The organism is Candidatus Saccharibacteria bacterium, from assembly GCA_034521515.1.
GTDB lineage: Bacteria > Patescibacteriota > Saccharimonadia > Saccharimonadales > JAXHMH01 > JAXHMH01.
The window spans coordinates 58,345-74,272 of record JAXHMH010000004.1 but is presented as its reverse complement, the minus strand read 5'-3'; the positions used below and the strand labels follow the sequence as shown (position 1 = coordinate 74,272).

At 44.9% G+C, this 15,928-nt stretch carries 12 protein-coding genes and 1 tRNA gene; 1 reads left to right on the top strand and 12 read right to left on the bottom strand.

The annotated features are described in order from the left end of the window. Positions 1-406: 406 nt before the first annotated feature. From U5K77_04140 to tyrS, 10 genes are all read right to left on the bottom strand, one after another. Entirely contained in the window at positions 407-1,018 is a 612-nt protein-coding gene (locus U5K77_04140; GenBank protein ID MDZ7744914.1) for an ATP-dependent Clp protease proteolytic subunit, read from the bottom strand. 196 nt (positions 1,019-1,214) lie between these two features. Beyond that, on the bottom strand, positions 1,215-2,495 hold the full coding sequence (gene tig / locus U5K77_04135) for a trigger factor (GenBank protein MDZ7744913.1): 1,281 nt from the start codon (positions 2,493-2,495) through the stop codon (positions 1,215-1,217). Positions 2,496-2,532: 37 nt separating this feature from the next. Beyond that, entirely contained in the window at positions 2,533-2,976 is a 444-nt protein-coding gene (locus U5K77_04130; protein ID MDZ7744912.1) for a hypothetical protein, read from the bottom strand. A gap of 5 nt (positions 2,977-2,981) precedes the next feature. Next, positions 2,982-4,289 (bottom strand): histidine--tRNA ligase, encoded by a 1,308-nt coding sequence (gene hisS, locus U5K77_04125; GenBank protein MDZ7744911.1) that lies wholly within the window; start codon positions 4,287-4,289, stop codon positions 2,982-2,984. Positions 4,290-4,673: 384 nt separating this feature from the next. Continuing rightward, positions 4,674-4,758, bottom strand: a tRNA-Leu gene (locus U5K77_04120). Between the two features lie 84 nt (positions 4,759-4,842). Beyond that, a complete protein-coding gene (gene rsmD, locus U5K77_04115) occupies positions 4,843-5,373 on the bottom strand; it encodes a 16S rRNA (guanine(966)-N(2))-methyltransferase RsmD (protein ID MDZ7744910.1) in 531 nt (176 codons plus the stop codon). Beyond that, positions 5,370-6,188: a hypothetical protein gene (locus tag U5K77_04110; protein MDZ7744909.1), complete on the bottom strand. Its 819-nt coding sequence runs from the start codon at positions 6,186-6,188 to the stop codon at positions 5,370-5,372. Before U5K77_04110 ends, rsmD begins: the two co-directional genes overlap by 4 nt. A 142-nt stretch (positions 6,189-6,330) precedes the next feature. Then, positions 6,331-8,367 (bottom strand): ATP-dependent DNA helicase RecG, encoded by a 2,037-nt coding sequence (gene recG / locus U5K77_04105; protein ID MDZ7744908.1) that lies wholly within the window; start codon positions 8,365-8,367, stop codon positions 6,331-6,333. 33 nt (positions 8,368-8,400) lie between these two features. Continuing rightward, positions 8,401-9,186: a class I SAM-dependent methyltransferase gene (locus tag U5K77_04100; GenBank protein ID MDZ7744907.1), complete on the bottom strand. Its 786-nt coding sequence runs from the start codon at positions 9,184-9,186 to the stop codon at positions 8,401-8,403. Positions 9,187-9,212: 26 nt separating this feature from the next. Next, a complete protein-coding gene (tyrS, locus tag U5K77_04095) occupies positions 9,213-10,442 on the bottom strand; it encodes a tyrosine--tRNA ligase (GenBank protein ID MDZ7744906.1) in 1,230 nt (409 codons plus the stop codon). A gap of 128 nt (positions 10,443-10,570) precedes the next feature. Between tyrS and U5K77_04090 the strand changes: the two genes are divergently transcribed. Next, positions 10,571-13,453, top strand: coding sequence for a transglycosylase domain-containing protein (locus U5K77_04090; GenBank protein MDZ7744905.1), 2,883 nt, complete (start codon positions 10,571-10,573; stop codon positions 13,451-13,453). A 135-nt stretch (positions 13,454-13,588) separates the two neighbouring features. On the opposite strand, the gene radA is transcribed toward U5K77_04090, so the two are convergent. Beyond that, positions 13,589-14,929, bottom strand: coding sequence for a DNA repair protein RadA (gene radA / locus U5K77_04085; protein MDZ7744904.1), 1,341 nt, complete (start codon positions 14,927-14,929; stop codon positions 13,589-13,591). A 21-nt stretch (positions 14,930-14,950) separates the two neighbouring features. After that, positions 14,951-15,913, bottom strand: a complete 963-nt coding sequence (locus U5K77_04080) for a hypothetical protein (protein MDZ7744903.1) — start codon at positions 15,911-15,913, stop codon at positions 14,951-14,953. Positions 15,914-15,928: the final 15 nt, after the last annotated feature.

The window sequence follows — 15,928 nt, the reverse complement described above, 5'->3', positions numbered from 1 at the left end:
TGTTTGTTTGGTTGTTGTAATTTTTCGCGCGAAGATCCTACTAGGGTATTTTTTGGTGCATTTTGTCGACAATAGCCGGCACTGCCCTAAGTACACTACTTCTTAGACTACATTGTGAACAACGACTAAGTTATTGTCAAGAAATATGTAAATTCTATGCAGTGCTTTTAGATCTAAAGATTATATCTATTGAAAATTAAGCTATGCAAATCGCTACTAGCTACATGTACAGATGACTACTAACGTAATGGTGAATCAGATAATTCCAATAAAATACCTCATACGCTGCTAAAGACCGAAGGCAGGACATAAAAATCCGACAAAAATATAGGTTTAGAGTTTAAGACTATACATCCCCCAGAATATCATACTAACATGTTTTTGCAAGTTTGGCAATAGCTGCAATCTACTTACTACCTGTTGGCTGCGTGGCGACTACAGTGTCTACAACGCCGTACTTTTTGGCTTCTTGGGCGGTCATCCACTTATCACGCTCTAAGTCTTCGTGTATTTTCTTGACGTTTTGGCCGGTATTTTTAGCCATAATTTCCTCAAGTAGCTTTTTAACCCGCAGTGACTCACGTAGGTCTATCTCTTGATCGCTAACTTTACCACGCGTACCACTGGAAGGTTGATGCATCATAATAGTAGCGTGAGGCAGTAACATCCGCTTGCCTTTGGTGCCGGAGCTTAGTAAAAACGCCGCGGCACTGGCTTGCACGCCAATTCCAACTGTTTGTACATCAGCCTTAACGAAGTTCATGGTGTCATAAATTGCCAAAGCATCATAGACGCTGCCGCCTGGACTGTTGATATACAAATAGATATCTTTTTTGGGGTCAGCGTTATCTAAAAACAAAAACTGAGCAACAATTAGGTTAGCGGTGTGTTCGTTAACGTCATCGCCTAAAAATATGATCCGGTCTTTTAATAAGCGGGAGTAGATGTCGTAGGCTCGTTCAACGCGACCTTCGTTTTCGATAACTGTTGGGATAAGTGTGCTCATGACATTCATCATAGCCGAACTAGCAGTCTCAAGTCAAGAGTGCCAGCTTTAAGTACTTAGTACACAGTACATAATAGTACTTAGTACACAGTACCTAGTGCGTAGTACTTAGTACATAGTACCTAGTACCTAGTACCTAGATAATGCCTGGTGGTTAGTACTTAGTACATAGTACGTAGTACGTAGTACGTAGTGCTAAGCTATGCGGTTATTTGGTGGCATGTGATGCCAGTAAGGCTACAGTCTTTTCGCTCAACATGCGCATAGCGATATCGCGCCGGGCTTGCGGTTTTTCAAGTTCAGCTCGCATAGCTTCGTCCTGGTATTGCGACTTAAGTGTTTGCATACGAATCTCTAGCTCTTCCGGTGTCACGTCAAGCTTCTCTTGTTCGGCAACTTCAGCCAAAACCAAACTAGCTTTAACGCGCTCTTCGGCTTGCGGGGCGAGTTCTTTGCGATACTCTTCTTCTGTTTTACCCTCTGCCTTCAAATATTCTTGGAAGGTTTGTCCACGGTATGTAAGATTTTGCTTTAATTCCGATATCATCCGCTCAACCTGCTCATCAATGAGCACCTGAGGCATCACTACTTTACTTTTAGTGGTCAGCTCACGAACCAACTCTGACTCATATTGGTTTCCAGCTTGTTGTTCACGCTCTAATTTGAGCTGCTTCTTAATATCGTCTTTTAGTTCTTTTAGCGTTTTAAACGGTCCGGCCTGAGCGGCAAAGGCATCGTCTACCTTTGGTTCAGTCATTTCTTGAACTTTCGTAACGGTTACTTCGAACGTTACTTTCTGCTTAGCCAAAGCTTTTACGCCGTAATCAGCCGGAAAGGTCACGTCAAACTTCTTGGTTTCGCCAGCCTTCATACCGGTAATATTATCTTCAAAACCTGGGATAAATGTTTTGCTACCCAGAACCAACGGATAATCCTTGCCTTCTGCGCCGTTAATCGGCTCACCTTTTTGGTTGGTGCCCTTAAAATCAATCCAGACTTGATCACCTGTTTTAGCGGCACGATCAACATCCTTCTTTTCAGCTAAACGAGTCTGTAGAGATTTAATGACTTCATTAATATCAGTTTCTGAAATGGTAACTGATGGTTTGGGCTTTCGTATCTTAGTATAATCGGCAAGTTTGATTTCACCCACTACCGGTACTTTGGCTTCAAATTCCAGTTCACTAAACGGTACAAACTTTATAATTTTTATCTCAGGTTGTACCACTGGTCGAATGTCTTCGTTCCGCACAGCTTGGGGATACATCTGGTTGACCGCTTCTTCAAGAAACTGGTTTTGTAATTGCTCTTGATCTACATGTTTTTCCACTACTTCCAACGGTGCTTTACCTTCCCTAAAGCCAGCGACTTTAGCTTTTGCTTGAAAGTGTGTCAATGTGTGATCTTTAATAGCTTTTAGATCTTTTTCTGAAGCGACAATAGTGAGGGTTACCTCGGTATCTGATTGATGAGTAGTTTTTACATGCATAGACACGGAGTGTAACAGATGAGTCCCAGCTTGCCAACTAATGACTTAGATTAACAAACAAAACAAAGGCAGCGATTGCCCAAGGAATTTCAAAAATCCATCCCCATGGCTTTTCGGCCCATTGAATACGCGCCAAAAACGTCTCTAGTTTGGACTTAGCTTTGCCCGGCTTGCCGGTTATTTCACGTAGCCAATGAGGCAGCCAAAGAGCATCCGGGCTAGCTGCAACTACGCTTGCTGCAATTATCAGTAACCAATGTTCCGGACGTAAGAATGAAACACTCAACAAGAAGGAGCTAGCAATTGCAAAGTCTACTGCAAGTACATACAAAAATTTCCTGTCAGTGTGATCTTCGTGACCATAGTGCGGCAGAGCATCCAGGATTACGTGCGAAACTAACGCCGCGGGTAACACTACTAGTGGGTTTGGGTAGGCCGCAGCTAAAACTGCACCGGTTAAAACGTGATTAGTCGCTGTCACTTTATCTACCTGCTGCGATAGTCTTTAACTATGCTGACAATTTTTTGAAGACTATGGGCTTCTTCTTGTCCGGTTTTAAGATCTTTTAGCGTAAATTGCTGATTATCGAGCTCTTTTTCACCAATAAAAACCGCGTGACGAATGCCTTGTTTTACGGCGGCTTTTATTTGTTTGTCAGCCTTTCGGCCAGAACTATCTACGGCAACATTAATGCCCATTTCACGCAGCTCCGTGATTGCTCGCTGTGCTGGTGTGTATACGTCACCTATAAGTACCGCGTAAACATCGACTGGCGATTGCAGTTCTGGCAGCAACTGGTGTGTTTCTAAGAAATTCTTTAAAGTTACATCTCCAACTCCAAAACCGATAGTTGGCACTGGATCAACACCAAACAGACCAACCAGACCATCATATCGTCCGCCACCAAACATTGATCGATTATTATCTGGATGCGTATCAAAAATCTCAAACACTACGTCTGTATAGTAATCAAACCCTCTCATCAGCGTTGGGTCAAACCGCACATTTGAAACAAACGAGTCTCTGAGCATTTCCATAAGCTTCTGAAGCTTAACAATTGACTCGTGCTTCTGTAGCTCAACCGGAATCTCTTGTAAATCTTCAATCTCTAAAAAGGCCTTGAGTTTAGAGTAGGCATCACCATCTCTTTGAGTGGGGCTGAAAATTGCATCCATCTGGGATTCTACGGCCGTATCGTCAAGTTTGTGCATGCGGTCTATCAGCTTGCGCATGGTGTGGCTTTGTGTCTCATCCAAACCTATATATTCCCCGAGCACAGCATCCATTAACTCACGGCTGTTAAGGCGGATAACGTAGGTGTTTCTTTTGGCACCGAATCGTTTCATGATCTGGTCGGCCAGTAAGATAATCTCATGTTCAGCTTCTAGGCCAGGCAATCCAAACAAATCAACATTAAGCTGCCAGTGCTCGCGTAATCTGCCCCGTTGTGGTCGCTCGTAGCGCCACAGATTAGGAATAGAGTACCAACGTAGTGGATAAGCCAACTCCTGGCGGCGTCCTGCGACCATTCGGCTTACCGTAGGTGTCATTTCGGGCCTTATGGCAACTTGCCGATCACCCCTATCTGTAAAAGTGTAAGTCTGCTCATCGACAATCTCTTGCCCGGTTTTCGCGGCGTAGAGTTCTAGAGGCTCGAGTATTGGTGCATCGTATGATTCATAGCCAAACTGCTCTACTGCGTCGCGCATAACGCTAAACATGTAGTCTTGTACGCGCTTATCCTCTGGATAAAAATCACGCGCGCCTTTGTATGGTTGAGTTGATAATGCCATAGTTAAAGATAATTATACCTAATAATACTCCACATAAACAAAAAGAACCGGGATTACCGGTCTTTTGGTGTTTGGTTAGGGGATGATAGGACTTGCCCTGTCATCCGACAGGGCACCATATCGGATGATATGGTGAACCTCCACGCCACGTGAGGCACTAGTTCCTAAGTTTACCCAGTAGCAGCGCAAGGCGCTTGTTTCGAGGACTAGCGTCCCGTAGTTGAATTCTTGGTGCGGCGGAGAGGACTTGCCCTGTCATCCGACAGGGCACCATATCGGATGATATGGTGAACCTCCACGCCACGTGAGGCACTAGTTCCTAAGTTTACCCCGTAGCAGCGCAAGGCGCTTGTTTCGAGGACTAGCGTCCCGTAGTTGAATTCTTGGTGCGGCGGAGAGGACTTGAACCTCCACATCTTGCGATACTAGTTCCTAAGACTAGCGCGTCTACCAATTCCGCCACCGCCGCATCCAGAGCTCACTACGGGACAAGTGTCTACGATGAACTCACGTTTCACTTGAGCCACCACTCGCGCAAGAAACTCAACATATTCTACGAAACATGTCGATAAAATGCCAGGGCTGCGTTGCCATATTGAGTTTGTTTGACTAGCTCAAGCCCAGCAATCCATGGTATATCGGCGGCGCTAGGGTACGATAAGACAAGCAATCCATCTGGTTTTAATACTTTAGTTAAACGCTCAAATTTCTGTTTAGAAAACTCCATATAGGGTGGGTCAGCGATGATAACATCAAACGGCTTTGGCTGCTGGTTGATGTAGCTGTAGACACTTTTTTCAATCAATTGAATGCGTGACTCAAGCCCAAGCTTTGCAATATTGCCCTGAAGACTTTTGGCAACGCCGTTATCAAGCTCGCATACTGTTACATGTGATGCTCCGCGACTTATGGCCTCAAATGACAAAGCCCCAGTACCTCCAAAACCATCTAAAAAGTGCAACCCCTTTATATCACCCAAGCTGTTAAACAGCGCGTTTTTAATCCTGTCGGACATTGGATGTGCCCGTGCACTTGGCGGATCATCAAACAATCTTCCTTTTAGCTGACCAGCCGTGATTCTCATGTTTTTATAGCTTCTGCCTCTACTAAAGCAGCGTACCAAGTTAATGTAACGGTTTGGATAATAGTCGGGCCAAGTCTATGTCGAACTTGCCATGCCAACTTCGGCGTCCATCCCTTTTTGTAGTACTGTTCGTACATATCGAGAATGGCAATTTCACGAGCTGAACGCTGAAACCATTCTATAGGCCCGATCTCTAGCATGCGGGCAACATCCTCTTTGCGGGGAATAGCTTCACCGAAACTAAGCGGTGCAATAATCGTGGCAATGCCTATCTCAAATAAACCATGCGTGGTCAACAAACCTTTCGGTCCCCACATTTTCCAATTGTTCTTGACCCGTTCACGCCGGGTGACGCCAGGCATAAAAATTTTTTCCTTGACGCTTGTTCGTGTTTCTATTCCCTCTCCGCCCCGCAGCTCAACCAATTTTTGTTCGTACGGATAATGATGCGCTGGCGTTAATCCATCAACAAGCGCGTGCGCCAACCAGGCTGCCTCAAAAGCAATACGCTCTTGGTTTTCTCGCTTAATTTCCCGTACTAATTGATGATAATGTTCCTCGATAAGCTCAATTAGCTGTGAATCCTCATCGTCAAACGGACTATAGTAATGCCACGGCTCATCTTTAGCCGGACTCTTGCGCTTGATGGCATCGGGACCATTTTTACCCTCAAAGTGTAATATTCGCCTTGCTGTTGGAAACACCTGATTATCGGGTAATAAGCGACTGAGATGCCTGCGAGCCACTTTATCTATTTTTTGGTGAGCACCAAGGACACGTCCTGAATACTTGGTTATGGTTGTTCCGGAGTACATTATTTTCTACCCTGCGCATTAATCGCTTCTGGCAGCGAGTTTTTTGCCCGGTACTGAAAACTGCGCATAAAACACGCTTGCTGATATATATTTTTATCTAACATGATGGTTGTAGTGAGTCTTGCTTTTTAGGCTTTTCGTTCTAATTAAGATTAGTAACGGCGCGTAATTTTTTAATACGCTCATGCAACTCATGGTAGTGTAGCAGGTTTTCTTGGTGATCAATAAATGCCTGCGCTCCCGAACGAGCTGCGGCAATCAGCTTGACATCGGTAAGTTTTGCCACGCGCAGATCAAGCGCACCATGTTGCAAGGTGCCATAAATAGCACCCGGTCCGCGAATCTCAAGATCAAGTTCCGCCAAAGCAAATCCATCAGTAGAGCTTTCCAGTGCTCGCAATCGACGGCTCGGCTGAGTGCTATCGCTTAACATGAGGTAACAAAACCCTTGGTGGCTACTACGGCCAACTCGTCCGCGTAATTGGTGGATCTGCGCTAAGCCAAACCTGTCAGCATTTTCTATCAACATTACCGTCGCGTTAGGTATATCGACACCGACCTCAATCACCGTAGTCGAGACTAAGATGTCTAACTTGCCGCGCACGAACTCATCCATCACAGACTCTTTATCAGCTGCTTTCATTTTCCCGTGCAACAGACCTACCCGGCGATGTTTAAAATCTCTACTGCTCAACTTTTCATATACTTGCTCAGCAGACTGCGCCGGAAAGCTATCAGATTCACTTATTAACGGACATACGACAAACATCTGACGTCCCGCTTCCAGCTCTTTATCAATTGTTTTATACAGCGCTGCCCGTGAATTTGGCGAACAAATACTGGTTTTTATTGGTTTTCTATCTTGCGGTTTAGTATTTATAAGCGATATGTCCAACTCACCATAAAGTGTTAATGCAAGGCTACGCGGTATTGGCGTGGCTGTCATAGCCAGAACGTGCGGCATGAACTCAGCCTTGGCTTGTAATGATTTACGTTGTTCGACTCCAAAACGATGTTGCTCATCGACAATAACCAGACCTAGATTCTGCATCGTAACCTTTTCTTGGACTAGAGCGTGAGTACCGACAATAATCTGAACGTCACCAGCTTTAATACGTTTTTGCATGGACTGTTTTGCCGATTTTTTCAGACCGCCAACCAAAAGACCAACTTTCTTGGTAAGCTTTAGCGGCTTTAGAAGAGTTTGGATTGTCTGGTAGTGCTGACGAGCTAATAGTTCAGTCGGGGCCATAAACGCTACCTGGAACCCTTGCTCAACCGCCATAATTGCAGCCATGGTGGCTACGACTGTTTTACCAGAACCAACGTCGCCTTCCAGTAACCGGTTCATTGGAGTTGTTTTTGCCAGATCTTGATAAATTTGCCAGGCCGCTTTGCGCTGCTGGTCGGTTAAATTAAACGACAAGCTGTCAGTAAAATCACGGGCTAATTTTTCTTGGAAAGAAATCGCCACAGCTTTTTTTTGCAAAAGTTCATATTTATTGAGCAAACTCGCCAAACTGAGACTAAACACCTCTTCATACGCCAGACGCCGTTTGGCGTGAGCGAGCAATTTTGCATCGGCTGGAAAATGCATCATTTCAAATGCTGCAGAACGCGGCATTAAATTGTACTGTTCAATTACCCATTCAGGTAGTGTTTCAGGCAGGTTGCGAACAAGTGGAATCGCTTCACGCAACAATTTTCTAATCTGAGCCGATTTCAAACCTTTGGTTTCGCGATACACCGGTACGATACGAGCTGTGTTAACAGGAAAATCGCTCACTAGTTCGGCCGAAGGGTTTAATATCGACAGCTTTGTCCGACGCATACCGAACTCACCTGTTATGTAATAATCTTTCCCGGCTTTAATCGCATTTGTCCGATATGGTTGATTAAACCAAACCAGTCTGACGCTGCCGCTGTCATCAGAGGCGATGGCTTCAGTTACATGCATACCGCGTCTTACGTAGCGACCAGTTGCTTGCGTAATTTTTGCCTGTACTGTGACCATTCCAGGTTTCAATTTATTAATTTCGTCAATCTGTGAATAATCATCGTACCGGCGAGGTACATAATCCAATAAATCGGCGACTGTTCGTACACCTAATATTTCGAGCTTGCGGGAGACTTCTTCACCAACGCCTCTCAGTTCACTAACTGAGCTATCTAATGTCATACCTAAAGTATATATGATTGTCCGTGCTAAGTGTTATTTAGCTTTACGGATCAGGAAAAACACGCTTGGGCCAAAATAACTTCGCGCTAAAGCCGGTTGTAACAGTGTTTCCAGACGCAACATGACACTTTGTGGAACAACCTTCTTTACACCCGATGAACGCAAGTTTGACACCGATAAAACTCTGTCTACTTTCAGCCCAGCATGAGCTAATTGCCTTATCACAGTCTTTGGGTTGTGATTTACAAACGGTATTTCTTCTTCTCGTTTATTCTTCTTTGAACGGATATCGACTGGTTGTTTTGGTAAACGTTGTGCTTTGGCAAGATGCTTCAGACGATTTCGGCCATGCGCATAATTGGCCATCTCTAGTACCAAACAACCGTTGTCATGCAGAGCCTTTGCGATCTGGCTGAACTCTACCGACGGATCTGGCAGGTGGTGCATAACCCGTATCATAGTAAACAAGTCAACGCTACCAGGTTCAAACTGCAAATCATCAGCTTGCATTTTAACAATATTAACGTCCGGATAATCTTTTAAGTATTCCTTTGCAATATCCAGTTGCGTTTGGGAAGGCTCAGCCAGCGTCACGGTGTCGGCATATTCCTTAAGCAGAACACATAACCTGCCATAACCTCCGCCAATATCTACTGCGTGATTAAAATGCATACCTTTTAAAAGTCTACGAATAGCTAACTCTTCTGAGGCGTGCTCGTAATCACGACCCTGCCAATACTTTAGATAATTGTAGTTATCATTATCGTACTGGTCGGCGGTTTTTTTGGTTTGTTTCTTATGAGTTGATTTTTTTGGCATGAATAAGAGTATAGCAGTAAAGTAGCCTAAGCCACTACGATTGCACAGGCATTTTTGCCGCGTTTTAATATATTATTACCGGGTTCAAACGACACGCTGTCTGATGTAAGTTTATTTCCGTTCAACGATATAGCACCTGATTGAACAAAGGTCCGAGCTTCAGATTTAGACTGAGCTAAGTTTGCTGACACTAGAACGTCGTATATATCCTCACTGGCTTTAACAACTGGTAGTTCCTGCTTGAGTACCTTGATGGCTTGCTCGTCTAAATCATGAAATCTGCCTTGCCCAAACAACGCATCACTGGCGCTTTTTACCGTCTGCGCTCGTTTTTGACCGTGCACAAGTTTAGTAACTTCAAAAGCCAGTACCTTCTGTGCGGCACGACTTCCACGATCATTTTGGAACTGCTCCATAGTTGCTAAAATTTCATCTTTTGAAAGTAAGGTATATATCTTTAAGAAATCTTCAACGCTTATATCATCAACATTAAGCCAAAATTGGTAAAACTTATAGACACTGGTTAACGAATTGTCAAGCCATATCGCTCCATCCTCGGACTTTCCGAATTTTGTACCTGTAGATTTATTAACTACGAGAGGAGCGGACCATACATGAACAGCATCGCCGGTGAGCCGTCTAACCAAGTCGACGCCCGCAATACTGTTTCCCCACTGGTCAGACCCACAAACCTGCAAGTCTACACCTTTCTTTTTATGAAGATGCAAAAAATCATAACCTTGAATCAGCGCATAGCTGAACTCTGCGTAGCTTATACCGGCACCGCCCTCACTGAGTCGAGATTGTACAAAATCACGGCCAAGCATCTGGCGCATGGGAACATGTTTGCCGATATCGCGCAGGAATTGTAGATACCCGATGTCTTTGAACCAATCGTAATTATCAACCACTTCTATATCTAGTCCATCAAATATTTGTTTATACTGCGCAACAATGCCGGCTTTATTGCGCTCGACTTCTTCCTTGGTAATAAGATCACGTTCCCGTGTCTTACCGTCAGGGTCACCAATTAGACCGGTTGCACCACCCACCAGCAGCACTGGCTTGTGACCGTAATCAATAAAATGGCGCACCATCATAGCAATAGCCAAATTCCCGACCGTCATTGAGGATGCGCTTGGATCGACACCCCAATAAAAAGTTATGGTTGTGGTATCAATTTTACGTAAATCTGTATATGTGGTCTGGTTAACGAAACCGCGCCACGATAGTTCTTCCGATAATTTTTTCTTCATATGCCACCAGTATACCGTACCACTGTATAATCTGTTAAATTTTTGCTTGTTTCATAAGGATATTTGCTATAATAATGCGTAAGCTGATTATGGCTTTAGGGAAAGGGAGATTACATCTTTAAAGATCTATGAAAAATAAGAATAAGAAACGTACGCCCGTAAAGCGTGCGAGTTCATCTACTCGGAAGTCAAAGAATACTTTCAAGACAAAAAACGGCAAGACGATAAAACTCAATCGCTCGCTAGCCGACAAGTGGCACGCTAGTCGCGACGCTCGTGCTCGCCGAAAAGCTCTACGACTTGCCGGAATGCCCAAAACCCGTATTAAACGTTTCTTTTATCGTCTACACCCTAAACGCATGTACAGGTACTGGTTTAGCCGCGAGGGCGGCATTATGGCGCTTAAAGTTACTGGCATTTGTATTATCGCCGGTTTTTTGACGCTTGTCGGGCTTTTTGCCTATTTCAGAAAAGATTTGCCGAATCTTAGGGATATATCCGGAAACAACATCGGCGGAAGTATTCGTTACTATGACCGTACCGGAGAGAACTTGTTATGGGAAGATTACGATGCAGTCAAACGCGTACCCGTAGAAGACGATGAAATTGCCCAAGTTATGAAAGACGCCACAATTGCAATTGAAGATCAGGAGTTTTTCAGTCATGGCGGTTTTGATGTTCGAGGCATAACGAGAGCAGCCGTTGCCAATATAACCGATGGCGAGACAACTCAAGGTGGCTCAACCGTCACACAACAACTGGTTAAGCTCACTCAAGAATGGACTGAAGATCGAACCTATACCAGAAAAATTAAGGAGCTCATTTTGGCAGTTGAGCTAGAGCGCACCTATACCAAACAAGAAATATTAGTGGGGTACCTCAACACGGCTCCTTATGGTGATATAACTTACGGTGTTGAAGCCGCAATGCAAGATTATTTCGATAAACCAGCTAGTAAAATTACGCTTGATGAAGCTGCCTTTTTGGCCGCAATTCCGCAATCTCCGACATTTCTTTCGCCTTACGGGGCTAACTATAATCAAGAGCGCCTAATCGGCCGGCAGCATTACATTCTCGATCTCATGGCAGAACAAGACTACATTACATCTGAAGAACGTGACGAAGCAAAGGATACTGACACCTTAGCCAAAATTACAACCAGACGTTTTAAATACGATAATATTACCGCGCCGTGGTTCGTCTTAACTGCTAAAGAACGACTTCAAGAACGATGCGAAGAAACCGTACAGTGCGGCGGATGGAAGGTCATTACTACGCTTGACCTGGATAAACAGCGCGAGGCTGAAGAGCAAGTCGCCGCCGGATTGCCGCAGGTTCAACGACAGGGAGGTGATTCTATCGCCTTTGTCGCCGAAGAGGTGGATACTGGCCACGTTGTGGCGCTCGTCGGTGGCACAGACTTCGATAATGACGTATACGGGCAAAATAACTATGCACGTATGCAATTACCTCCGGGATCCAGTTTCAAACCGTATGATTATTTGTCACTTATGGAAAGTAGCGAAGACTTCGGCGCCGGATCGGTGCTGTACGACACGCGCGGACCAATTGATGGCTATCCTTGTACAAATGCCAGCAATTGCTTAAGAAACTACGACCGGCGCTACCCAGGCCCGTTAACACTACGGTATGCTCTTGGTGGTTCACGAAACGTCCCAGCTGTAAAAGCAATGTTGATTGCAGGCGTTGATACGACAATTGAAACTGCCGAAAAATTAGGACTTGAAAGCGGCTACAATTGTTATCTGGATGACGCGCTTACCAACCCTGGACCTTGTTACGCCTCTTCTGCTATAGGAGATGGGGCTTACTTACGCCTGGATGAACACGTTCACGCTTTTAGTACTATTTCGCGTAATGGAAACAAAATCGATCAAACATACATACTACGCATCGAAGATGCCTCAGGCACGATTGTTGATGAATGGGAACCAACACCGGGTGAACAAGTCGTACGCGAAGATAGTGCGTATATTGTGTCTGATATACTAGCAGACCCACGAGCCAGTTATATGTCGCGTAAACCACACAATTTTAATGGACATCGATTTTCGGTTAAAACCGGAACGACCAATGACTCGAAAGATGGCTGGATGATGGGTTACTCGACACAATATTCAGCAGGTGTCTGGGTTGGCTATCATAATCGCCAAGTCGAAATGACTGGTTTTATGGAAAATATGACACAGCCAATTTTGCAGGGCTGGATGGAAGCTATTCACCGTGACTTGGAGCCAAAAGAGCGTCCACGACCGGAGGGTATACAAGTGCTTCCCGCGTTTATTGTCAGAAACCACGTAGGAGCTAGTTCTATTGAACCTAGCCCTGAACGAGATATTTATCCTTCGTGGTATGGCAAAAACATCAGCAACGAACGGCAGACGATTGATGTTGTGTCTAAAAAATTAGCCACCGAATGCACACCGCCACGTGCACGCGAGGAAGTAACCGGCGGAGATGCTTCAAGATTTTCTGGCGACACCTTCGTAAATCAGGATTTTGACAGCAGTGAACAAGACGACGTACATGATTGTAATGACATTAAGCCGTCTGTGGCGCTTAATGTCACGGAAACTGGCACTGGTTATTCAATCGGAGCAATCGTAGAGGCCGGAACACACCCGTTGCATAGCGAAGATTTTCCTGGAACGGTACGCTTCACTATCAATGGCGAAACAGTCAAAAATTATACTATTACAAGCGGCGGAGCGGTACCAACTTTCAACTACAAACCCAATTATGACGGAACACGTACGCTCAAAGTGGAGGTAATCGACAGTGTTTTGTATGATGGCTCCGATACCATGAAACTCTCATCTATTGAACAAGCGGCACAGCTTGAAATTACTAGCGCCGAATCGAATGGCCTGCAGACAGATTTTAGTTGGAGTGGTGGTGTCGGCACTGTAGAGATTCGACGCTCAGACGATAACTCACTGATATGTGATGGTTCGGCAGACGGTGCATGCTCTCTCAAGCCCGCCGGATGATCTAGAAGAGGGCATAGATGTATTTGCACGTGACAGTGAGGGTAACGAATCCGCCAAAGTCACCGTTGATTAGCTGTCTTGCCTCGATATATTATTGATATCTAACTAACCATGACGACCATGACGGATTTTGGCCTATTCTTTGGAAAGATATTTGTTTAGCGCCTCTTTTGCGTCGTAAACAACATGATAGCCCTTCACTTGCTTACCTTTTGCGTGTGGCCCGATAAACTCATTAAACCCGAGTTTCTTGGCTTCAGCGATACGTTTGTCAATAAATGGAACATGTCGAACTTCGCCAGATAATCCGACTTCACCAAACACTACAGCATTTTGCTTCAACTGAAATCCTCTACTGGCACTTGCAATTGCCATGACGATCGCTAGATCTGCCGCTGGTTCGACTAACTTAATACCGCCGACAATATTGACATATATATCCTGATCAGCAAGCTGTAGTTTGGTTCTGCGCTCAAGCATGGCAACCAACAAATTTATCCGATTTAAATCAACGCCGCTAGCTGCGCGTTTGGGGTATCCATAACTCGTTTTATTTACAAGTGCCTGAACCTCTACGAGCAGCGGCCTGGTACCTTCCAATGTAGCTAGCACGATTGAGCCGTCAGTAACTTGACGTTCAGCCAAGAGTGCCGCTGAGGGATTATCTACCGGGTGCATACCTGTTTCTGTCATTTCAAAAATACCTGCTTCAGTCGTGGAACCGTAACGGTTCTTTATTGCCCGAAGCACTTTAAATCCTCCGTAACGATCCCCTTCTAGCTGTAACACGACATCAACTACATGTTCTAATAGCTTTGGTCCAGCAATAGACCCCTCTTTTGTTACATGACCAACCAACAACAGTGCGGTATTGACATGTTTTGCTGCCGCAGATAGTACATGGGTGCTATTGGTTATCTGACTAGCCGAACCGGCAGCTGACGTAACTCCATCTACTGTCATTGTTTGGATTGAATCAACGACAACTAAGTCGTAGTCGCCACTCATGATGGTAGCGCTAACATCATCAGCACTTGTACTAGTAGTTATTAGTAGTGTGTCCTGGTGCATGCCGAGCCGTTTTGCTCGCATACCAACTTGGTGGCCTGATTCTTCTCCGCTCACATACAGTACACGTGCGTTTTTAGAGATTGCATGAGAAACCTGCATTAACAAAGTGCTTTTACCGATGCCTGGCTGACCGGCAATCAAAGTCACGCTACCACGCACCAAACCGCCACCCAATACGGTATCAACTTCAGACATATCGCTCACCAGCCGCGGATTATCTGTTTTAAGCGTATCTTTCAACCGGGTTGATTTTAACGGCTGACCTTTCTGCAGTCGATCGTCATTTATAACTATACGTTCCTCTACTGAATTCCACTCACCGCAAGCATGACAACGTCCACTCCAAGTGCCACTAGCGGCACCACATTGATTACATACATATTTAGCAGCGTCTTTTTTTGCCATACAGAAGTAGTGTAGCAGACCTTAAAGAGTTTGTGGCCGGCTGTCAATCGCGTCGAATAGTTGCTTTTGCTGAACTGCAGCTTTGTTGTATTCTTCAATAAGCTTATTAACCGTCTCCACCTGAGAGTTATATGAATTAACAATATCCTTATAGGCGTTTACTTGTGCGTTGTAGCCTGAAACTGCAGCGTTATACTGGGTTGTTTGGTTGTTGCTTCTTAGCTGGTCGAGTCGTTCAGACTCGTCGCGCAGCCGGCTTTCTGTCATTTCAATTTCCTGCCGAAGACCTGCCAACTGTTCCGTATTTTGCGTTATTTTATGCTGCAATTCATCGAGCCTTTGTTGCTGAGCCACAAAGACATCTTCGTATTGTTGAGCGTACGCTACGACACGGCCTCGATCAAAAAAATATTGGCTATAGTATTCTTCCAATTCATTTGGCAAGTTTTCTACTTCAGTCCCCAAAATAGAGTGAAGTTCGTTGGTTACAATCAAAGGGTCGCGCTTTTCATACGAAGCAACCGTTTTTAGTACCCGCTCGCTTTTTACTTCGGATAAAGCCTTATCGAGTAAATCCTCGACTCTGGTTTTCTCGCGGCTTGGTAGGCGATCGTATACTGCATGCAACATCTCGTGTGCAGCGGTAACTTCCTCGATTCCGTCAAGTCTTTCATCCTCAACATTGAAAATATAAATCGCACGGTGTGGTATATAACATCCCAAAATGATAGTTTCCTCGAAGCCTGGGCAACTGGCAGAGAATGTGTCGCGTTCACTCAACACGGGATCATGCACAAAAAACAACCGCTTGCCATATTCGGTCATGGCTGTGTTGTCGGCCAGTTCTGCAATCCTGGCTGGCGGATCATAGTCACGCAGTCGCCACCAATCCATGATTTCGTAGCGTTGCAAGAACAAAACAACAGGTGCAGCCAGTAGCAACAGCGTCAAACCAAACGATAAAAACCTATTTATATATCTCATGTTACTGATTTATTT

Bases quoted from the DNA above. Each gene is read 5' to 3' on its own strand.
- U5K77_04140 (MDZ7744914.1), bottom strand. From the start codon at position 1,018: ATGATGAATGTCATGAGCACACTTATCCCAACAGTTATCGAAAACGAA.
- tig (MDZ7744913.1), bottom strand. From the start codon at position 2,495: ATGCATGTAAAAACTACTCATCAATCAGATACCGAGGTAACCCTCACT.
- hisS (MDZ7744911.1), bottom strand. From the start codon at position 4,289: ATGGCATTATCAACTCAACCATACAAAGGCGCGCGTGATTTTTATCCA.
- rsmD (MDZ7744910.1), bottom strand. From the start codon at position 5,373: ATGAGAATCACGGCTGGTCAGCTAAAAGGAAGATTGTTTGATGATCCG.
- U5K77_04110 (MDZ7744909.1), bottom strand. From the start codon at position 6,188: ATGTACTCCGGAACAACCATAACCAAGTATTCAGGACGTGTCCTTGGT.
- recG (MDZ7744908.1), bottom strand. From the start codon at position 8,367: ATGACATTAGATAGCTCAGTTAGTGAACTGAGAGGCGTTGGTGAAGAA.
- U5K77_04100 (MDZ7744907.1), bottom strand. From the start codon at position 9,186: ATGCCAAAAAAATCAACTCATAAGAAACAAACCAAAAAAACCGCCGAC.
- tyrS (MDZ7744906.1), bottom strand. From the start codon at position 10,442: ATGAAGAAAAAATTATCGGAAGAACTATCGTGGCGCGGTTTCGTTAAC.
- U5K77_04090 (MDZ7744905.1), top strand. From the start codon at position 10,571: ATGAAAAATAAGAATAAGAAACGTACGCCCGTAAAGCGTGCGAGTTCA.
- radA (MDZ7744904.1), bottom strand. From the start codon at position 14,929: ATGGCAAAAAAAGACGCTGCTAAATATGTATGTAATCAATGTGGTGCC.
- U5K77_04080 (MDZ7744903.1), bottom strand. From the start codon at position 15,913: ATGAGATATATAAATAGGTTTTTATCGTTTGGTTTGACGCTGTTGCTA.